Origin of the sequence: Nocardia carnea NBRC 14403 (assembly GCF_000308515.1) — a bacterium.
Lineage (GTDB): Bacteria > Actinomycetota > Actinomycetes > Mycobacteriales > Mycobacteriaceae > Nocardia > Nocardia carnea.
The window spans coordinates 64777-83213 of record NZ_BAFV01000058.1; the positions used below are offsets into that span (position 1 = coordinate 64777).

21 protein-coding genes are annotated in these 18437 nt (G+C 67.2%); 7 read left to right on the forward strand and 14 right to left on the reverse strand.

Annotated elements, in window-relative coordinates; genetic code table 11:
* Positions 1 to 36 precede the first annotated feature (36 nt).
* The gene (locus ON22_RS21990; protein WP_033243463.1) at positions 37 to 498 is read right to left on the reverse strand and encodes a winged helix-turn-helix transcriptional regulator; all 462 of its coding nucleotides are present in this window, start codon (positions 496 to 498) and stop codon (positions 37 to 39) included.
* A gap of 113 nt (positions 499 to 611) precedes the next feature.
* Between ON22_RS21990 and ON22_RS21995 the strand changes: the two genes are divergently transcribed.
* Complete coding sequence (locus tag ON22_RS21995) at positions 612 to 1520, forward strand: NADP-dependent oxidoreductase (RefSeq protein WP_033243464.1); 909 nt, start codon at positions 612 to 614, stop codon at positions 1518 to 1520.
* Positions 1521 to 1571: 51 nt separating this feature from the next.
* Here the strand turns inward: ON22_RS21995 and ON22_RS22000 are convergent, their stop codons facing one another.
* From ON22_RS22000 to ON22_RS35885, 4 genes are all read right to left on the reverse strand, one after another.
* Positions 1572 to 2828, reverse strand: a complete 1257-nt coding sequence (locus ON22_RS22000) for a CHAT domain-containing protein (protein ID WP_033243717.1) — start codon at positions 2826 to 2828, stop codon at positions 1572 to 1574.
* 123 nt (positions 2829 to 2951) lie between these two features.
* Positions 2952 to 4466: a tetratricopeptide repeat protein gene (locus tag ON22_RS22005; RefSeq protein WP_033243465.1), complete on the reverse strand. Its 1515-nt coding sequence runs from the start codon at positions 4464 to 4466 to the stop codon at positions 2952 to 2954.
* 1 nt (position 4467) lies between these two features.
* Entirely contained in the window at positions 4468 to 5883 is a 1416-nt protein-coding gene (locus ON22_RS22010) for a hypothetical protein (protein ID WP_063820633.1), read from the reverse strand.
* Positions 5883 to 7418, reverse strand: a complete 1536-nt coding sequence (locus ON22_RS35885; protein WP_033243466.1) for a hypothetical protein — start codon at positions 7416 to 7418, stop codon at positions 5883 to 5885. Before ON22_RS35885 ends, ON22_RS22010 begins: the two co-directional genes overlap by 1 nt.
* A gap of 127 nt (positions 7419 to 7545) precedes the next feature.
* Between ON22_RS35885 and ON22_RS22020 the strand changes: the two genes are divergently transcribed.
* From ON22_RS22020 to ON22_RS22030, 3 genes are all read left to right on the forward strand, one after another.
* Positions 7546 to 8088, forward strand: coding sequence for a lipoprotein LpqH (locus ON22_RS22020; protein ID WP_033243467.1), 543 nt, complete (start codon positions 7546 to 7548; stop codon positions 8086 to 8088).
* A 299-nt stretch (positions 8089 to 8387) separates the two neighbouring features.
* Positions 8388 to 8663 (forward strand): type II toxin-antitoxin system RelE/ParE family toxin, encoded by a 276-nt coding sequence (locus ON22_RS38585; RefSeq protein ID WP_373280885.1) that lies wholly within the window; start codon positions 8388 to 8390, stop codon positions 8661 to 8663.
* Positions 8656 to 8967: a helix-turn-helix domain-containing protein gene (locus ON22_RS22030; protein ID WP_033243468.1), complete on the forward strand. Its 312-nt coding sequence runs from the start codon at positions 8656 to 8658 to the stop codon at positions 8965 to 8967. Before ON22_RS38585 ends, ON22_RS22030 begins: the two co-directional genes overlap by 8 nt.
* 15 nt (positions 8968 to 8982) lie before the next feature.
* On the opposite strand, the gene ON22_RS22035 is transcribed toward ON22_RS22030, so the two are convergent.
* From ON22_RS22035 to ON22_RS22055, 6 genes are all read right to left on the reverse strand, one after another.
* Complete coding sequence (locus tag ON22_RS22035; RefSeq protein WP_033243469.1) at positions 8983 to 9747, reverse strand: ESX secretion-associated protein EspG; 765 nt, start codon at positions 9745 to 9747, stop codon at positions 8983 to 8985.
* Positions 9748 to 9814: 67 nt separating this feature from the next.
* On the reverse strand, positions 9815 to 11161 hold the full coding sequence (locus ON22_RS22040) for a hypothetical protein (protein WP_051157934.1): 1347 nt from the start codon (positions 11159 to 11161) through the stop codon (positions 9815 to 9817).
* The gene (locus tag ON22_RS22045; RefSeq protein WP_033243470.1) at positions 11161 to 11544 is read right to left on the reverse strand and encodes a hypothetical protein; all 384 of its coding nucleotides are present in this window, start codon (positions 11542 to 11544) and stop codon (positions 11161 to 11163) included. Before ON22_RS22045 ends, ON22_RS22040 begins: the two co-directional genes overlap by 1 nt.
* A gap of 57 nt (positions 11545 to 11601) precedes the next feature.
* Complete coding sequence (locus ON22_RS35890) at positions 11602 to 12153, reverse strand: DUF3558 domain-containing protein (protein WP_081595753.1); 552 nt, start codon at positions 12151 to 12153, stop codon at positions 11602 to 11604.
* 242 nt (positions 12154 to 12395) lie between these two features.
* Positions 12396 to 12593, reverse strand: a complete 198-nt coding sequence (locus tag ON22_RS22050) for a DUF397 domain-containing protein (RefSeq protein ID WP_033243471.1) — start codon at positions 12591 to 12593, stop codon at positions 12396 to 12398.
* Positions 12590 to 13588: a helix-turn-helix domain-containing protein gene (locus tag ON22_RS22055; RefSeq protein ID WP_255218546.1), complete on the reverse strand. Its 999-nt coding sequence runs from the start codon at positions 13586 to 13588 to the stop codon at positions 12590 to 12592. The genes ON22_RS22050 and ON22_RS22055 overlap by 4 nt, the downstream gene beginning before the upstream one ends.
* Before the next feature lie 197 nt (positions 13589 to 13785).
* Here ON22_RS22055 and ON22_RS22060 point away from each other — a divergent pair, with 197 nt between their 5' ends.
* On the forward strand, positions 13786 to 14115 hold the full coding sequence (locus ON22_RS22060; RefSeq protein ID WP_033243473.1) for a hypothetical protein: 330 nt from the start codon (positions 13786 to 13788) through the stop codon (positions 14113 to 14115).
* Positions 14112 to 14516: a hypothetical protein gene (locus ON22_RS22065; RefSeq protein ID WP_033243474.1), complete on the forward strand. Its 405-nt coding sequence runs from the start codon at positions 14112 to 14114 to the stop codon at positions 14514 to 14516. The genes ON22_RS22060 and ON22_RS22065 overlap by 4 nt, the downstream gene beginning before the upstream one ends.
* Positions 14517 to 14542: 26 nt before the next feature.
* On the opposite strand, the gene ON22_RS34835 is transcribed toward ON22_RS22065, so the two are convergent.
* The 3 genes from ON22_RS34835 to ON22_RS22080 form a co-directional block, all read right to left on the reverse strand.
* Complete coding sequence (locus tag ON22_RS34835) at positions 14543 to 14788, reverse strand: transposase (RefSeq protein WP_156052261.1); 246 nt, start codon at positions 14786 to 14788, stop codon at positions 14543 to 14545.
* Between the two features lie 74 nt (positions 14789 to 14862).
* On the reverse strand, positions 14863 to 15579 hold the full coding sequence (locus ON22_RS22075; RefSeq protein WP_033243475.1) for an Rpn family recombination-promoting nuclease/putative transposase: 717 nt from the start codon (positions 15577 to 15579) through the stop codon (positions 14863 to 14865).
* Positions 15580 to 15763: 184 nt separating this feature from the next.
* Entirely contained in the window at positions 15764 to 16936 is a 1173-nt protein-coding gene (locus ON22_RS22080; RefSeq protein ID WP_033243476.1) for an aminotransferase class V-fold PLP-dependent enzyme, read from the reverse strand.
* A gap of 117 nt (positions 16937 to 17053) precedes the next feature.
* Here ON22_RS22080 and egtA point away from each other — a divergent pair, with 117 nt between their 5' ends.
* The gene (gene egtA / locus ON22_RS22085; RefSeq protein ID WP_033243477.1) at positions 17054 to 18361 is read left to right on the forward strand and encodes an ergothioneine biosynthesis glutamate--cysteine ligase EgtA; all 1308 of its coding nucleotides are present in this window, start codon (positions 17054 to 17056) and stop codon (positions 18359 to 18361) included.
* Positions 18362 to 18437 lie beyond the last annotated feature (76 nt).

Below are 18437 nucleotides of genomic sequence, written 5' to 3' on the forward strand. Positions count from 1 at the left end.
AGTGCTGTGGCGACAAGGCGGCGCGGCCGATGCACGCTACACCGCCGCGTCTGCGAGTTCGGTGGATTCGCTGTCGAACCGCGTGCGGTGGTCTTGGACTTCGTCCATGTGGGCTTGGGCCCAGACCTTGATACCGCGGATCACTTCGTGCAGGGACAGGCCCAGGTCGGTCAGTTCGTAGGTGACCGTGACGGGCACGGTAGGGGTGACCGTGCGGGTGACCAGGCCGTCGCGTTCGAGGGAGCGCAATGTCTGGGTGAGCATCTTCTGGCTGACTCCGGCCAGCCGCCGGGCCAGTTCGGAGTAGCGCATGGCCCGAGGTTCGCCGGCGCACTGTCCTGCCGGGTGGGGACCGTCGCTGCCGAGTGCCGCGAGCACCAGCGCCACCCATTTGCCGGAGATCCGTTCGAGCAGCTGCCGGCTGGGGCAGTCCGCGAAGAACGCGTCGTAATCGGCCTTTTGCTGGGCCCGCTGCTGCGCCGCCGTCATCGTCGCCATGACCGCACCTTCCTACTTTCGGGTGAGTTACGCACTTCTGAGTGCCTACTTCCCGTTGGAGAGTTACCTATCCATTCTGGAGTAACAACACCGATTACTCCAGAGGAGACGCAATGTCCACCACATTCCGTACCGCAGTCATCCGCATCCCGGGAGGTCCCGATTCGATCGAGTTCATCGATGTGCCGGTCGTAGAACCCGGACCCGGCCAGGTCCGGGTCGCGATCGCCGGTACCTCCGTCAACCCCGTCGACCTGGCTCTCACCGCCGGTGTCTTCCATCAGATGGGGGTGATCAACCAGCCCGACCACACCGGCCTGGGCACCGATTTCGCGGGCATCGTCGAGGCCGTCGGCCCGGATGTGGATATAGCGGTCGGCAGCCGGGTCGCGGGTACGGTCGACGGATTCGATCGCGATTTCGGTACCTACGCCGAGCAACTCGTCGTACCGGCAAGCGATATCGCGGTGGTGCCCGACGAGCTCGAATTGACCGCGGCGGCCACGGTCCCGCTCAACGGCCTGACCGCGGCGCAGCTGGTGGATCTGCTCGGCGAAGGCGGCGGGCGCAGCCTGCTGGTGACCGGGGCGGCGGGTGCGGTCGGCGGGTATGTCGTCACGCTGGCCCAGGACCGGGGTTGGAAGGTCACCGGACTGGCCCGGACGCAGGATGAGGAGTTCGTCCGCAGTCTCGGAGCCGATTTCACGACCGCGGCGATATCGGGCTGGGACGCGGTGGCCGATACCGCTGTTTTCCAGGAGAAAGCCCTTCCGCTGGTCCGCGACGGCGGTGTGTTGGTCGGTGTCCGGCCGGGCGGCGAACCACCCGCCGAACGCGGTATCACCGTGCGCGCAGTGTCGGTACGTCCCGACGGCGACCGGTTGGCCGCGTTGTTGAAGGACACGGTGACCGGCCGGCTCCCGGCGCGGGTCCATGCTGTCGTCCCGCTGGACCGAGTCGCCGAGGCCCACCGGACGGTCGCGGAGGGCGGTATTCGCGGTAGGTACGTCCTTCAGCCCTGAGCTGGGTACCGGTCCCGGCACCACGCCGGGACCGACCGGCCCACTCGACTGTCAGGTGGTGAAGGTCGCGAAGGACGACCACAGCAGCGGTGAGTGTTCGACGGCACCGGTCGAGCGCCAGCGATCCAACCGTTCGCGCTGCCAGGCGGTGAGCGTGGGGACCGGGTCGTCTGTGTCGTGGGCGGCGTCCACGGCACAGATCGTGTCCTGGAGCGGGGCAGCATCGGGAGCGGCGCCGAAGCGCTGGAAGGCGAGGTCGGTCGGGAGGGGCCAGCGGGTGGCGGTGACCAGTTCCGCACCGCCGGTGACCATGGCGGCGATCAACCCGAGCGCTTCGGTGAATCGCAGATCGCCGCCACTTTCGCAGGCGATCAGCGCGACCCGGGCGGGTATCGGCCAGAGTTCGTTACCGGCAACGGGTTCCGATTCCAGAGTGTAGGTGCCGAGCAGGAGGTCTTTCGCGGAAAGCGGGCGGTGGTCGCGTTGCGGTTCGGCGAACCCCACGGTGTCCGCGGTGCAGGCCAGATGCAGTTCGGTGTTCTCGCTCTGCCCCGATTCCGGGGAGGCCGCGGTGACATGCCCGACATAGATCAACCGGGACGCGCCGGCGCGCAGGGTTTCGGAAAGCCAGTGGCGATCGAGGTCGGTGCGGCGGAAAACAGCCTGCGGCTCCGGGACAACGGGGCGCAGCCGACCGGCGGCGAGGTGGCCGGCCATGCGCGCGGTAAGCGGTGTCGGCCGGTCCATCCGGCCCAGGACCGAACCGAGCGCGGAATCGGCACGGAATCCGGGCACCCGGGGGTCGAGGACCGCGACCACCGGCAGGTCACGCGAGGCGGGCCACGAGCGCGGAACCCGCACCGGTGCGTGCACGATCCCGGCCGGAACCAGCAGGCTGATATCGGCGATATCGATCAGGCGTACGTCGGGGGCCGGGGCGAGGATCTCCCACGGCACCTGCGCGACCCGCGGCGAGGGCTGCAACCGGATATGCGGGCGCACACCACGCTGATACAGCTCGTACAACTGGCCGGCCAGGTCGTAGGGCAGTAGCGCGCGGGACAGGTCGCGGGCGAGCTCGTATTCGGTGCCGGGCGCGGCGAATGCCCCGGTGGTGAGCGCTTTCTCGAGGCCACCGGCCACTTCCGGGACGGGTAGCGCCGCGGACAGGTTGCCGATGACCGCGTCGATATCGTCGCCGGGCAACACGGTCACACCCGGCAGCGCGGACCCGTCGGTCCACTGCCAGGACATGTAGAGATCGCCGGCATCGGCCATCCGGACCACTACGGTCGGCCGGTCACCCATCAGCCCCTCCGCCGGTCGAGCGGTCATCTCGGCCGCCACCCCGCTGTAGTGCATCACCGCGATCGCCGTGCTGTGCTCGGCAATCGCCGCCGCGGGGCTCATAGTGCCGGCCGTGTCCTCGTTTCATGCCGGGATCACCCGATCCTCCCGGAATTTTCCGCCGTAGCGGTGTTCGGCCGCCTCGATGTAATCGGCGAGCGCGATCCGGGCGCCGGGTTCGACCGCGAGACGCGGCGGCGGCGCGACGGGCAGACCTGCGGAGGCAGCGACCTGGGCCAGTGCGGCGCCCAACTGCAGGGGTCCGGGCAGCTCGGTGACGGCGGGCGGATTCGGGGTGTCCAGCGGGAACTGCGGACGTTCGGGCGGTTGCACGCGGTCGATATCCAAGGTGGTTCCCGCGCACCGGGTTTCGATCAGATCGGCGAGCAACGCACCGTCCTGGCAGAGATGGGCGAAACGGAACGCCAGACGCATCGCGGGTTCCGCTATTTCCCGGTGCCATTGTTCGCGCCGGCTCCCGCTCGGCATGGTGTAGCGGACGGCGTCGATGGCGATCGTGGCCGTAACCGACAGTGCCCGCCCGAGAGCCACCAGTTCCGGGGCGGGCTCTTCCAGATCATCGATGACCATCTCCAGCAGCACCGCATGCCAGTAGTCGAGTTTGGCGCATTCGGTACCCAGTCCGCGCTCCGCATAGATGATGAACGAACCGTCCAGGAGCTGCTGGCCGGCACCGACCCTGCCGTACGCGAATTCGATGGTCGCAAGCCGGCATTGCAGCGCCGCAACGTCGAGCAGCGCACCGGAAGCCTGGAAATGGTCGAGGCTGCGCCGATACCATTCCTGCGCGCGATCGAGGTCACCTCGGCGTTCGGCGAGAAAACCGCGGATCTTCCAGCCGATTCCGGTCCGGTGGGAGAGCCCGGCCGGCTCGTGATACAGCTGGGCTGCCTCGACGAGTTCCTCGGCCTCGTCGAGCCGGTCCAGGCGCATGAATATCTGGGCCAGGTTCTGCTGGGTGTCGGCGAGGGCGCTGTGGTTGCCGGCCTCGGTGAACGCCGTCAGCGCCTGCCGCGCGAAATCCACGCCGAGGTCGCGGCGGCCGGTTTCGAAGTAGGCGACGGCCAGATTCATCAACGAATAGCCGGCCAGTTCCGGGGCGAACCGCAGTGCGGTGTTCAGGGATTCGGTGGCGATCTCGATCGCGCGGTTCCACTGCGCGCGATAGCTCGCGACGGCGGTCAGCGAGAGCAGGCACGATACGCGCAGGACACCGAGCTCGTCGGCGTCGGCGAGCAGCGCGCGGGCCTGTTCCAGCGCGTCCTGCGCCTCGTCCAGCGCACCGAGGTGCTGCAGGGCCTGCGAATAGTTGATCAGGGCGGAAGCCCGTTTTTCGACGGCATCGCCGGGGATCTCGCCGAGCACGGCCCGGTACCGGGTCACGGCGCCCTCGTGATCGCCGAGTTCGTCGTACACACTGGCGGCGTTGACGAGGGCACTGGTCCGGACACCGTCGGTGGTGGTCTCCGCGGCGTGCTCGAAAATACGCAGCGCCTCGGTGAGATCGCCACGGTTGTGCGCGGCGGCGCCCTCGTGCAGGAGTTCCACGCCGGGCGGTTGATTCTCGGTTCGGCTCATCTCAGAAATCCGAGTCCTCCATCGCCGCAGTTACCTCCGACCGAAGTGGTGCGATATCGGCAAGTGAGTTGCCGGCGGAGTCCGCGAACTCGCCGGTTCCGAAAGGTTCGGCGGGGTTGACCTCAGCAGACCGGGCCGCGGCCAGTCGGAGCCTGTTCCGCGCCAGTTCGCGTACCGCCCGCCGCCGCTCGGCATCGACCGATGTACCCGTAATCCCCTGTGCAACAGTATTATCGATTTCCTCATCCACGCCAGAGGTCGGTCGCTCGACAGCCGAGGAGGGTTGCGGCGGCTCGACCGGATCAACGCCGTGCGGGCGACCCACCGGCTCCGGCTGCGCGTCGGGATCGGCCACATTCCGGGCGACCCGCGAGTCCGCATGCGCGCCCGAATCGGCGGCGTCAGGACGGTCGTCGGCTGACGCCCTGGGCGACGAACCAGGTGGGCGATTGGACGCCCGGGAGTGGCCCAGCGGCGTACCCGTCCCCGCCGGTGCGCTGCGTCCCACACCCGGCACATAGATCTCCACACCCAGCACCGCGTCCGTCGGTTCCGCGGTCTCGCCCGTCCAGGCGTCACCGTTCAGTTCCAAGGCGACGTCTAAGAATCCGTCCCGAGTGCGGATCAGGGCGTGTGGCCGCAGATAGCCGGGCAGTTCCGCGGGGACTCCGGGGGCGGCGACCGCATGTACCCGGGCAACCGTGCGGCCCGCTGCCCGGAACAACTCCCACGACACGGCACGCTCGGAAGCATCGACAACGCCGGCCGGACAGTACCGCCAATCCCAGCCGGCGGTACCGCGACCGAGCACCAGATCCGCGCCCCGCGATGGGTTCGGCCCTGCGGCGAGTGCGTACTCGTCGGCACGCGCGGTGGTCCACTCGCGTGCTCCCGTGTCCCGGCCGATGTCTCGATCGCCGGTGGGTCCGGCCGAGACCTCGTCGACGCCGGCGGCAGGCGGCGAATCCGCACCGTCGACCACGCTTTCGCAGAACTCCGTCAGCTCGCCGATTTCGCTGTCCAGCAGTTCCGGGTCCAGCGCGGCGATATCGTCGATGGTCGAGGCGGGCCACCAGCGCGCCGCCCAGTGGGCGTAGGCGAGACGACGGACCGCTGTCGCGAGATCGGGGTTGCCGGGCCGGACGGGGAGGTCCACCGGCTCGGTGTACGCGTCGGCAGCGAGTGCGACGTCGGCGCCGTAGAGCGCCCACAGCCATTCCTGTGCGGTCTCGAGATCGTGCAGGGCTGCCGCCGCGACTCGCTGCCCGGCCGTCAGACTCCAGGTGAGATAGCCACCCGACACTTCGAGGACTGCCGTATCCACGCCCGGGTCGGGGTCGGCCGCGGTCGGAGCACCGGGTGGGCCGATGAGCCACAGATCCGGTCGTAATCGCCGGATACGCACCGTATCGGCCATCAGACCGCCCTCGATTCGGCCATCGCCGAGCCGGGTCCGGACGCCTGCGTGCTCAAAACCTTGCGGACGCGGGTGCGGTGATCGAGGACCACCGACCGGGCGATTCCATCCAGCAGGTCCCAGAGTTCGTCCGGTTCGGCGACCGGCACTTCGCGCACATCGCGCCCGTGTAACCGCACCCACAACCTGCGCAGATACGGCCGCCACGGGGTACGCAGTTCGGCCGCGATCCCGGCGAGCGGATTACCGTCGCCGGAGACGGGATGGATCGCCAGCCGCCGCGCCTGCAGAACGTAGGCCTCCCGCTGCCACCGGCTGTTGACCAGGCGGTGGGCAGCCGTTTCCGGTACACCGTCCGCAGCGGTTTCCGAACGTGCCGATGTCGTGATCGGTACCAGCCCGAGCGCCAACTCCACGCCCGCCGCGGCGGTGACCCGCAGCGATTCGTCGAGTAGTGCCCAGGGGGCGCAGCTTCGGGTGATCTCGGTGGTCACCAAATCCGGGATCGGTGGCAGGTCGGCGCGTTCGGTGGACACCTGGAGGACGGTGAAAACCCGTTCGTAAACGGTGCGGTCGAACGGCAGGCCCAGAGCCGCGGTCGACGCCGACGCACCCAGCGCAGGCCGGCGCGGAGCGGGCTTTTCGGTGAGACCGAGCAGATTCGCGTCGTACCGCGCACAGGACCCGATCGCCGACCGGCGCCCCCGCACCGCCCGGCCCGACTCACGCACGCCCGACTCACGCACGCCCGACTCACGCAGGCCGACGCGCTGCACGGGCGCAGCGGCTGGCTCGGCAGCGGGGCCGGTCCGAACGTGTTCGCAGGTTGCGACCGTGACAGCCGCCGGGCGATCACCGCTGTCCGCCCACAGCGCGATACCCGTATGCATCCCGATGTTCGCGTCGATCAACCGCCGCAACAGCTGCCGGCCGGGTGCCGTATCCGCCTCCGACCGGGTCGCGACAGCAAGCTCCAGCAGTTGCCGTAGTTCGCCGCTACATTCGGGCGCGACCGGAGGCGGCGACGGCCTGCCCGCCCAGGTCGCTTCCAGCAGCCGTTCCAGTTCGGCGGCCCGCGCGGGATCGGTGAGATGGTCCTTCAATGCCTGGGTGGTCCGGCCGGCGGCGAATCCGTGGATCTCGCGCAGCACGGCCTCGGCACGTAACCGGTCGCGCTGCGGATCGGGGTGGCCGCGGGTGGCAGCCAGTTCGAAACAGCGCTGGAAGTACAGGTCCTGAGCGTTGCCCTCGGTGATCCGCAGCTCACGCCGGACCTGTTTGAGAAGCGTGAACCAGGCGGCGGTCGCCCGTAGTGCCTCGGCGTGGTCGTGGATCCGGGCCGCCAGCAGGGTCGCTCCGTCGGCGGAAAGGACCGCGCCCGCGCAGCTCGGATACTGGACCGGCCGGATGACCAGCGGGTCGAGGATCAGTTTCACGGTCCGGCGCAGCGGCCCGCCTTGGGGCCCGCTCAACGCCTGCACACCCTCGAGACCGCGCCACACCTCATCGAGCACCATGGCCCGCGGTCGTCGCATGAGCCCAGGTTATCGGAGTTCAGGACGGTTCGCGGCGGCGAAAGTTGGGATCGGTAGGTGCGCGCGAGTTCCTAACTTTCTTCTCAACGGCCGATCGAGCCGCGACACCGAGAGAACAGGATCCACCATGAACACCACGCTCTTCCGTATCGGCGCCGCCGTCCTCGCCGCCTCCACCATCGCCCTGACCTCGGCCTGCGGTGACGATGCCGCGAGCAGCACGGCCACCCCGGCCGCCGACGCCCCGGCCACGGAGTCCGCCGCCCCGGCAGGCGAAGCCGGCGGAGATTCGAAGGTTCTGGTCGACGGGAAAGAACTCACCGCCGACTTCGACACCACCTGCGCGAAAGAAGGCAACACGCTGGCGCTGGCGCTCACCGATCTCGCCCACGAGCAGTACGGCCAGTTGAGTGTCAGTGCCAGCATCGTCGACGACAACACAGTGCAGGCAGTGGCGATCGCCGGCAGCCAGGGCGGATCCGACGGGATGCCGTACGCGGTCGGCTACGGCAACGGTCAGCCGGGCGGTTCCGCGCAGGTCAGCAAGGATGGCGACACCTACACCGTCACCGGTGAAGGGATCGGCGCGCCCGATATGAGCAACCCGATGGCCGGCCCCGCGACCGCGAAATTCGACATCACCTTCGCGTGCTCCGAGATCATCGGCTGACATGGTCCGGACACCCGGCTCCCCGTCGCCCCCGCACCCACAGGGTGTCCGGGCGCGACGGGGTGGCCCGGTTTCCGGACCACGCTCTGGCTCGTTCCAACCCAGAACTCCCCGTACGCCCATTGCTCGGGGCTCCCCGGGCGCACATCAGGGACACATCAACCACTATTTGCATATAGGATTGATCCTATATAAGATCGATGCTATTCGCTTTATGCGGTCGAGATCGAGCCGGAAGTCGCCGACTGGCTCCGCTCCTACCGGACCGGGATTTCGGTCGCGTCGATGCATATGTCGGCATGCTGGCAGAGCGAGCGGAAACTCTCGGCGAACCTTGGTCACGAAACCTTGGCGACAAACTGCGGGAACTGCGCTTCCACCTGCACCCACTCGAAATGCGTGTGACATATTGGCTTGCGCCGGGCCGCCGAGTGATCTTGCTGACGGTGTTTCGCAAAACCAGAATGCGAGAGACAGCCGAGGTCGACAGGGCGAAGCTGCTCCGCAAAGTATGCGAAGCGGAACATACCGACGCCCGATCCAGTTTCGACAGAGAGGTGAACGGCGATGGCTGAACACGAATCCATGGACGATATTCGGCGGGAGCGGTTCGCTCGCCGGGATTTCAACGCTGCGGAGTACGAGGCAGGTCGAGAAGAAGCCCGGCTCGCCATTGAGTTCGCAAACGCGATACGTGAGCGACGCCTGGAACTCGGATTGACCCAGAATGACGTCGCCGAGCGCGCGGGACTGCGCCAACCGGACGTCTCACGCCTCGAATCCGGCGGCGGCACCCCGACCATCGGCATGCTCGAGCGTTTGGCACATGCCCTGGAGCTACGCTTCGTCGCACGGTTCGAAAAACCGGACGCGGCCTGACCGAATTGGCACTCATCACTGGGTCCGAGCCCGGGCTCGGTGGGCGGCCTGCAGCCGGGTGCGGAGTTGCTGCAGGATTTCCTCGGACGGGCCCGGGGTAACGGTGAAATCGTCGGCGCTGTGGTTGTGGAGTAGATAGCGGCCGTCGTCCGGGTAGTCGAGCCAGACGAAGGCGTAGCCGTCGTCGGTGGGCCGGGTGTCGACGGCGTATCCGGGGTAGACCGTGATTTCGCCGGTGCCGGCGCGGGGGCGGCGGAAGAAACGCTGCATATCCTCGACGGGTGAAAGCTGCGTCGGGTGACGGGAGTACACGGGGGCGTTCAGGTCGGCGCGGCGGGCACGGATCGGCTGGTGCCGCCCGGCCGCGACCCGCGGCAGACCGGCCACCAGGCGTGGGGCCAACTCGTTGCTGCGGACCTGGGTGAGGACGATGTCGCCGCCGGACTTCGGTTCCGCTCCGGGAAACTGCGTGGCCAGCACAGCGGTTCGGCCGACGACACCGGCATGCATCCGTATCGCGGTGTTCTGCCGCGGGCCGTGCACTCCGTAGACCTCTACCCGGATCTCCGGTTCGATGAGCACGGTGAGCGCTTGGTAGAGCGGCTCGCCGAACACCGGCTGCAAGCGGCGTGCGCACTGCTGCCGGAAACGCTGGAAATCGTCGTCGTGCTCCATCCGGGGCGGCAGGTATTCCAGCGGATACGGCAACCGGTCGCGACCCATCGCCTCGAGTGCGAGCGTGAACTCGTAACCGCCCAGCTGCCAGCGTGATTCGCTCATGTGGCACCCATTGCGTATGACAGCGACCCGTGGTCGCGCTGCGCTCCCAGCCTCGGCCGTGACTCGCTCATCCGCCGATGACCCCGCCCGGCGGAAGCACCCGGGGCTGATCACCGAGCAGTTCGGAGGAGCGATCCTGGACGAGATAATCGGGGATCTTGTGATCGTCGTCGTCTTCCCCGCGACCACGTTGCCCACCGGCACCCATCATGCCCGGCATCCCGGACATTCCACGAGTGGCTCCGGCCGGGCTACCGGCACGGCCCGCGGGCCCTCCGGCTTGATTCGGGGTGCCGGGTGAACCACTTACCGTGCGGCCCGGGACTCCCGGAGGCTGTTGCCCACCCGGGGCGCCGAGCATCGGGGCGCCGGAGGTGGTACTCGGTGATCCGGGCGTGGTGCTCGGGCGGCCCACCGGCTCTTCGAGCGGCACAGTGTTCGCCGGGGTCGTGGAGGTGGACGGGGTGGTCGATGCCGGAGTTTCGGTACCGGCGGGGCTGGTCTCCTGCGGTGTCTCCTGGCCGGGAGCAGCCGGTTCCTGCGGATTCGTTCCGGGCGGGTTCGTCCCGGCCGGGTCGGTGCCATTCGGGTTGGTACCGGCGGGGTTCTGCGTTCCCCCGGGCCCGACCGGCTGCTGTGTTCCGGGGCCCCCACCGATTGGACTTTTCGTCACAGGCAGCACAGGGGTTTTGGTGTCGACCGCCGTGACACCGGGCTGATAGAACTCGATCATCAGATCCTGGGCCTGCGCCTGCGCTTCGTTGGCGCGATGTTTGGCGGCCTTGAGCAGACCGTTGCCCGGGACATGGCCCACGAATTCATCGAACCCGGACACCTCGACCGGCGGGACGATCGACATCTTCGCCTGCGCGAGATAGCCCTGCATCAGGTCGATACCGTTGGCGACCATTTCGAAGCTCCGGACCAGCCTCTGCGCGTCGGTGACAAAAGCGCGAGTGCCCTCCATGGCGACGTTCGCTGCCTGTCCACCCCAGAGGTTTGCGATATCGGATTCGACACCTTTCCCGAAGCCGTCCAGGGCCAGAGATAGGTCTTCGGTGGCTCGTCGCCAGCCGTCAGCCCCTGCATTGATATCGCCAGATGCCACTGCCGGATGCTGAGCACTACCGTTGAGCGCTTCCCAGATCTGCTGATGCGTCCACGTTTTGAACGCTTCCTTGGTAGCCGTAGCCGGTGCGTACTCGCCGTCGAAGCCCTGACTCACCCGGGCCAGTTCGTTGTTGATATGGGTCCGGTCGCCGCTCCACTCCTGCTCGGCGGTACCGGCGGCATCGGATGCGTTATTCCGGTTACCCTCAGATTCGTCGTAGTTGCCGGTGACTTCATCGACTACGTATTTGACAGAGCCAACGGCAGCGACGGCGACGGCAGCGATCGCAAATGGGAACGGCATCAGCGAAGTCCTTCTCCGGCGGCGGTGGTTTGGGAGGAGTTCTGCTGATCGGTCTCCTGTAGCTGGCCGATCGCAGCGGCGTAGGTGTCGCGCATGAGAGTCACAACCTGGATCATCTCGTCGAGCCGTGATTCCGCCGAATCACCGTTCTCCGCACCGCTGGCTTTGAGTTCGAACTTCTTCTTGATGTCCAGCGCAGATGGCAAGCCACCGTAACCGGCGAGGTGGGCAAGCCCCTTGGTTTCCTTCCGGATCTGGTCGAGCTGAGTACGCAACGTGTCGCAGCGGCCTCGCAGCGCTTCACCGATCCCTGTATCCATCCGCAGTTCGCCGTCGATCGCTTGCTGCTTCAGGTTCTGCCAATGCTGTAATTGGTCGCTCATGCTCTGGATCTTCCTGGGAGGGACCTGGGTGCCTGCGACAGTTGTTCCTGCGGATACTCAGTCCGGAAGGTGTGGTTCGAGCGCTGTGGCGTATTGGATGGCCACTTCACAGATGTCACGGTTACGCTCAGCGTCGATTGTCCATGCGGCATTGATTTCGAACATGCCTTGCGCAGCAGGAATGGCCGCATAACATGATTCTCCGTCGGCATCTGTCTTATCCATGAATGTCAGGCCATGCCGGCCTGCAATGGGCGTCTCGGAGATATTGACCAACTCTTGGTTCGCGCGCGCCTCGTCCAGTGTGTGGGATGTGGAGAATATCGAAACGAAGAATTCGTTGCCGTCCGAGCGCCAGAGGCATACACGCCACGTCGATGGCCCGCTCGGTGGGTCGACCGTTACATCTTTCGACTCAGGGTCCAGTCCCGCCGCCGTAACTGCACTCTCAGGCAATTGTGTGCACGGATTAAACACTTCGACTGGAGCAGCGGTTTTCGGCGCCGCCGTTTCGGTCGCTACCCCCTCAGTGCTCGATGTGCACCCAGTGGCCAGGACCGCTGTAGCCGCCGTGGCGAGTAGGACACGGACAAAGTCGGCGGTTCGCATGGATCTCCCCTGTGTTGGTGCGGTGGGTTACCCCGTCTTTACTATAGGACGCACCCGCGGGCTCGGCGGTTCCACCCGATTCCGGCGACCTCGTCGCGATCCTGGCAACGCCCCGACCATGGAGCAGCCGACCGCCCGACTACGTCAATGGGCTTACGCCTCGGCCGTTGCGCTGACCCGCTGCGCTGTCACCAGAAGATCCGGTTTTATGTCCGGCCCCCGCCAGCGGAGGGCCGGACCGATCACGGTCGGCCGATCCGCACCGAGGCCAGGAACTCATCCCACGCGGTGGCATCAAAAAGCAACGCCGCCCCGCCCCGGAATTTGCTGTCCCGGACACCGACAACTCCACCGGCAAAGTGAGCAACCTCGACGCAGTCTCTATCCGGCCCACTGTACGAACTCTTGAACCACAGGTCTTGGGCCGGATCGATGCTCACCCCGCGAACTCCTTCACCACACCCGAGACCAACTCCCTGGTCTCGTCTTCGTTCAAAGCTACACGTTCGATCTCACGGAGAGCACCCTGATACAGCGAGATCTCTCCTGCACGTTCGAGGTAGAGACTGCCAGCGAATCCCTCCACATACACGACCGGTGGCTCCGCGATCTTCGTATTCGAAGGAACCGGGAATCGGAAGAGTACGAATGATCGGGCAATCAGACCCATCAGGCTACGCGCCATAAAGGGCACGACGCGGAGGGAAAAGGCCGGCAATTCGGTCATCGCCCGCAGATGCAGAAGTTGCTCTGCCATGATTCCGGCGCCTCCGACACCGTGGCGCAGCACAGCCTCCGAGAGCAGCACTGTCATCCGACATCCGGTGCCTACCAACTGCTCCTGGCGCGCGGCCGCAAGTTCGATCCTGCGCTCGACATCATCAGTGGACCAGTCGGGATGAGCCGCCCAGAGCAGTGCGCGACGGTACCCGGGGGTCTGCAACAAGCCTGGGAGAAGCGTCACCTGCCATGAAGTGATGTGGCAGGCTGCGGATTCCAGCGCAAGGTAGTGGTTGAAATCCGCAGGGATCTGGTCGGCGTAAGCCCTCCACCAGCCGGCTCCGCTCTGCTTCGCCGTCCGCGAATCCTGCAGCAAATCCAGCAGGAACCGGCGTTCTTCGTCCGAGGCACCGTACCGGTCGCACAGCCCGTTGATCTGCAGCGTTGTCGGCCGGGATGCGTGCCCGTCCTCCAGGCGGCCGATCGTCTGCGGACTCACCTCGATCGCGCGGGCCGCGGCGGCCTGGTTGGTGCCGCTGCGTTCGCGCAGCCGGCGCAGTTCGCGGCCGAGTGCTCGTTTCGGGAGTGTGGATCCACCCGCCATCTTATTACCTTTCCTAATTATCGAATTCCCCTGTGGAACACTCCGGCCCGGAACACAATGCCGGAAGCGGCCCGGCACGGTCGCCGGGCTTATCTGGGCAGGAATCTCCACCGAGGCGGTTCCACATAGCGCACTGTTCCGGTCTACTGATTTCGCGCCCGGCGCAGGAAATCCCCCGAAACCCATTGGGTAACACCGGTTCCACAACCTGGAGCGTTGTGAAACCGGTGGTCCGATCGCGGCCGCTACTCCCCATCGGACCCTGCGCCGGGCTGCATCCCATCGCCTCTTCATCGAAAGGCGGAGCCATGCCCGTCGCGATCGTATACCTGAACAAAAGCCTTTGTGGCGCAATACAACAGCATCTCGAAACCGAATGCCGTGATTTCGCCCGCGCCCACGGATACGCCGTCGCCCGGGTGGTGCTGGAATCCGGCGTGGATGTGCTGCCGTGGACATTAAGCAAATCGGATTTACTCGGCGGCGACGCAATTGTGACACCGACCGTGGAACATATCGGCTTCCGCGCTCCGGTCGTGCTCGAACGATGCGGGCTGATGATCGTCCATCCCTATGGGTGGTACCGCCGCGGCGACGTGGACGGGTGGATACCGGAGACGCCCGAGGTGTACCGGTGAACGACCAGGCACCCACCTCGCATCCGGGCGTCACGCTGCCCGCAAAACAGCCGACGGCCATCGGGTACCTGCGCACCGACCTGTGCGCACACACCGGTTTCGCCACCGCCCGCCTGCGGTTGGCCGCCATCGCCCACGGCTACCGGCTCCGCCGGCTGGTCGAACTCCCGGCCGACCCGGACCATCTCACGAGCCTGCGCACCACCCTGGCCCGGACCGGCGCCGACGCGGTGATCATCGTATCGGCGGCACACCTACCCGGCAGGCAGCTTCCCGCTCTGCGGGCCCTGACACCGGTGATCGTGGACACCACCGTGCTCCCGAAGATCTCCGGCTTCTCCGCACGCCTGCACCTTCTCTTCGACAGAGCCGCGACAACGCTCGGACGACGACATCGATGAGCCGTTGACCTCGCCGCGGCAGGTCGTCAGATGAGCGTCTCTTCGATGGAGGTCGCGGTCAGGACCCGTGTCGCCCACACATTGATCCGGTCGGCGTCGGCCGACCGGACACGGCGCAGTACCGCCTCGGGCAACGGTCCGAACTTGACCGTCATCTGTCCGATCAGCACCTCGGCACGACCACGGGCCTCGCCTCGGGCTTCACCTCGGGCTTCACCTCGGGCCTCACCTCGGGCCTCACCACGGGCTTCGATGGCTTCTGCTGTTGTCACGAAAGCCTCCTTGGCTCGGGGGTCGATCTGCTCGGCGACTGCGGCCAAGTCGGCCTCGGTGGTTTCACCCACCTTCAGCAGGTAGTGAAAACCATTCGGTAGACACCTACCGGGTCCGGGCCTTCGCCGAGGGCGCGCAGGTCGTCGAGCCAATCAAGCATAGCGCGGTCCAGGCCGGTATTGCCGGTGGCGATTTTCTGCAGCACCAGCAGCAGCCGGGCGGCCGAGGTCAGCTCGCGGCGGCGCAGTGCGTCGAGATCTATCGTCGAGACGTCGTCGAGCAGGAATCGCAGGCTCGGTAGGTAGGGCCCCAGAGCGGTGCGGGTGTCGGGGTCGACATCGATGAGTTCGGCCAGCTCGGTGGGTGCGGTCCAGCGGCGGCCGCGCGGGCTGTTGTGGACCACCAGCGGGATGATCGGCGGGAGCCGACCGCCGTGCTCGTGGGCGTGCTTGTTGTCGGCAAGGTATTGCCGCCAGATACCGACCATGTAGTCCAGGACCCGGAACGCCATGAACGTATCCGAGGACGACTGATGCTCCATCAGGACATAGATGAAGGCCGGGTGGTTGTCGAGGCGGGTGCGGTAGAGCAGGTCGCTGTAGCGGTCGCGTAGATCGGGGTGGATGTAATCGGTGGGCATCCGCTCCAGCTCCTGCCAGTGGATGCGGGCGCTGAACTGTTCGCCGATCTCCTCGGTGAACTTCACGCGGATCTCGCTGGCGGCGTTGTCTCGATTTGCCATGATCCCCCGGAAGAACGCGTCGTGCGGGCCACCCCGCTGCTCGCTCATGACCGGCGACGGTACTCCGCGCCATCAGCAAAATCCCAATCGGACAACCACACTCGCGCACCCACCTCGGAAGGAGCAGCGCGCCCGGAGCGGTCGCGTGATACGTCGAGTTCTACCTCGTCGGCCTCGGCGGCCAGCACGTCGTAGAGGGTGGTGGGCGGTCCATTCGGGTGCGGTGGCGCCACTACAACGCCGAGACGACGGCGAGGAAACGGTCCAGCTCCGGACGGTCGACGAAGCAGTGCGGGGAGGCTCGGACCACCGAACCCAGACCGCGAGACGACATATCGAGCAGTGTCGAACTCGCATGACTGACCGTCACAGTGATGTCGGCGTCCAGCAGCCGGTCCCGGACCTCCACCGGTTCCACACCGGCAACCGTGAACGACACGATTCCGCTGTGCTCGACACCCAGATCCCGCACCATCACCCCCGGCAACTCGCCGAGCGCGCCCCTCAGATAATCGGCGCGCTCGGCGATCGCGGCATAGACCTGATCGGGTCCGAGATCGAGAAGGTAGCGCACGGCTGCGCCCAGCCCGAGCCGGGCCGCCACATCGTGCTCCCAGAACTCGAAACGGGAAGCGTCGGGCGCCATCCGGTAGTCGTCCGGGCCGATCCAAGCGGCGCTGTGCAGGTCGAGACGGCCGGGTTCCAGCGAGGCCGCCAATTCCGGTCGCAGATAGAGGAATCCGGTGCCGCGCGGGCCACGCAACCATTTCCGGCCCGTAGCGGACAGAGCATCTACGCCCAGTTCGGCGACATCCAGCGGGAGCTGCCCGGCGGACTGACAGGCGTCGAGTACGACCAGTGCGCCACCGGCTCGCGCGATCCGCGCGGCCGCGGCCACCGGATTCACCAGGCCACCGTTGGTGGGGACATGCAGCAGCGAGACCAGCCGGACCCGTTCGTCCATCATCGCGTCGAGGGCATCGATATCGATCCGGCCTTCGGCGTCGTCGGGGATCTGTTCCACCCGCGCGCCGGTGGCGCGTGCCCGTTGGAGCGCGGCGATGGCGTTACTGGCGTAGTCGGCGCCCGAGATGAGGATCCGGTCGCCGGGACGCAAGGGCACGGCGTAGAAGAAATCGGTCCAGGCGCGGGTGGCGCTGTCGCTGAGGGCGATCGTATCGGGGGTCGCGTTGATCAGCTCGGCGATTGCCGCCTTGACGCCGGCAAGGTCGTCGAGCCGCTCGTTGGCCGCCCGATAGCCGCCTATCTCCGCCTCCCGGCGCAGATGACCGATCACGGTTTCGGTGACCACCCGCGGCGGAAGCGAGGACCCCGCGCTGTCCAGGAAAACGGCGCCGTTCCCGACGCCGGGCGTATCGGCGCGTACTCGCTGCTCATCGACCATATCCCCGACATTAGTGCCGTTCCCGTGACAATTTCGCGCCGAAAACGTGTCTGTCCCCCTCGCTACGCTGGATTCCACGCAAGAGCCGCACCACCGAGAAGCCGCATGGAGGTTGGTATGGCGGTCACCCTCGAACATCCGGAATCGACCAGCGACTCATCCCCGCACCCGGCCCTCAGCAGCCGCGCGGCAGCCGAAGCATATCTGGGCGGCGTGTGTTTCAAACTGGGCCCGCCGGTACTCATCGGCGCCGAACTCGAATGGTTCACCGTCCACCGGCCCGGCACCGCGACAGGCCACCACTCCGCGCACGGTTCGTTCACCGGCCGCCGCCCCACCCCCGCTCTCCTCGCGCAGGCCCTCGGCCCGCACGCACCCCACTCCATCGCCCCCGATTCCCCTGCCGAGCCGCTGTCCGGCGGCAGCCGGGTCACCGTCGAACCCGGCGGGCAGATCGAACTCTCCAGCATCGCCGTCGGCGACCCTGCCGACCTGTGCGCGCGCCTCAGCGCCGACCACCGGCGCCTGCACGAACTGCTCTCCTCCCGGTCGATCGGGATGGTCTCCGCCGCCGCCGACCCCGCCCGCGCACCCCGCTGCCAGTTACGGCAGCCGCGTTATCAGGCCATGGAGGACTATTTCGGCCGGATCGGCCCGTTCGGCCGGCTGATGATGAGCAATACCGCGGCCGTGCAGATCAGCGTGGATATCGGCGCCGACCGCGAGGAACTCACCGCCCGCTGGACAGCCCTGCACGCCCTGGGCCCGGCGCTGGTGGCCGCTTTCGCGTGCTCGCCCGTTCTGCGCGGTGCCCCCTCCGGCGAGTGGGCCTCGCAACGTATGCGCACCTGGTTGCATCTGGACCCCGCCCGCGCCTGCCCCCCGATCGCCGAATGGACCGATCCCGTCACCGGCTACGCCCGCTGGGCGCTGGACGCGCCGCTGCTGTGCGTGCGCCGCTCCGAGGAAGGTCCGGCCCGGCCCGGGGTCGCTTGGCGCGCGCCCGATGGGGCCACGTTCGACGATTGGCTCTCGGGCGGCCTGGACGCCGAAATCGGCCGCCGGCCGGATATCGACGATCTGCGATACCACCTCACCACCCTGTTCCCACCGGTCCGCCCGGCCGGGTACTTCGAGGTTCGCTACCTCGACGCCCAACCCGGTGAGAGCTGGAAGGTACCGATCGCGGTGCTGCACGCCCTGCTGTCCACCCCGGCCGCCGTCGCCGATGCCACCACCGCCGCAGCGGATACCGCGGACCGCTGGCTGGATGCCGCGCGTTACGGTCTCGCCGATCCGCAACTCCGTGCGGCCGCGGTCGCGCTCCTGGAAGCAGCGCTAGCGCACAGCCGGGCACCTGCGCCGGAGCTGCAGGAAGCGCTACGCCGTTGCTCCGCCGGCACACAACCGGCGGAAGTCTCATGAACCGCAGTGGACCGGTCCGTGCGGTTCCACCGCCGCGGTCGCCGGATCCGCGCAGCAAATCCGCACACGGCCGCTG

Excerpts from the sequence above, each read along its gene's own strand:
- ON22_RS21990 (WP_033243463.1), bottom strand. The coding sequence starts at position 498 with ATGGCGACGATGACGGCGGCGCAGCAGCGGGCCCAGCAAAAGGCCGAT.
- ON22_RS21995 (WP_033243464.1), top strand. The coding sequence starts at position 612 with ATGTCCACCACATTCCGTACCGCAGTCATCCGCATCCCGGGAGGTCCC.
- ON22_RS22000 (WP_033243717.1), bottom strand. The coding sequence starts at position 2,828 with ATGGGTGACCGGCCGACCGTAGTGGTCCGGATGGCCGATGCCGGCGAT.
- ON22_RS22005 (WP_033243465.1), bottom strand. The coding sequence starts at position 4,466 with ATGAGCCGAACCGAGAATCAACCGCCCGGCGTGGAACTCCTGCACGAG.
- ON22_RS22010 (WP_063820633.1), bottom strand. The coding sequence starts at position 5,883 with ATGGCCGATACGGTGCGTATCCGGCGATTACGACCGGATCTGTGGCTC.
- ON22_RS35885 (WP_033243466.1), bottom strand. The coding sequence starts at position 7,418 with ATGCGACGACCGCGGGCCATGGTGCTCGATGAGGTGTGGCGCGGTCTC.
- ON22_RS22020 (WP_033243467.1), top strand. The coding sequence starts at position 7,546 with ATGAACACCACGCTCTTCCGTATCGGCGCCGCCGTCCTCGCCGCCTCC.
- ON22_RS38585 (WP_373280885.1), top strand. The coding sequence starts at position 8,388 with ATGCTGGCAGAGCGAGCGGAAACTCTCGGCGAACCTTGGTCACGAAAC.
- ON22_RS22030 (WP_033243468.1), top strand. The coding sequence starts at position 8,656 with ATGGCTGAACACGAATCCATGGACGATATTCGGCGGGAGCGGTTCGCT.
- ON22_RS22035 (WP_033243469.1), bottom strand. The coding sequence starts at position 9,747 with ATGAGCGAATCACGCTGGCAGCTGGGCGGTTACGAGTTCACGCTCGCA.
- ON22_RS22040 (WP_051157934.1), bottom strand. The coding sequence starts at position 11,161 with ATGCCGTTCCCATTTGCGATCGCTGCCGTCGCCGTCGCTGCCGTTGGC.
- ON22_RS22045 (WP_033243470.1), bottom strand. The coding sequence starts at position 11,544 with ATGAGCGACCAATTACAGCATTGGCAGAACCTGAAGCAGCAAGCGATC.
- ON22_RS35890 (WP_081595753.1), bottom strand. The coding sequence starts at position 12,153 with ATGCGAACCGCCGACTTTGTCCGTGTCCTACTCGCCACGGCGGCTACA.
- ON22_RS22060 (WP_033243473.1), top strand. The coding sequence starts at position 13,786 with ATGCCCGTCGCGATCGTATACCTGAACAAAAGCCTTTGTGGCGCAATA.
- ON22_RS22075 (WP_033243475.1), bottom strand. The coding sequence starts at position 15,579 with ATGAGCGAGCAGCGGGGTGGCCCGCACGACGCGTTCTTCCGGGGGATC.
- ON22_RS22080 (WP_033243476.1), bottom strand. The coding sequence starts at position 16,936 with ATGGTCGATGAGCAGCGAGTACGCGCCGATACGCCCGGCGTCGGGAAC.
- egtA (WP_033243477.1), top strand. The coding sequence starts at position 17,054 with ATGGCGGTCACCCTCGAACATCCGGAATCGACCAGCGACTCATCCCCG.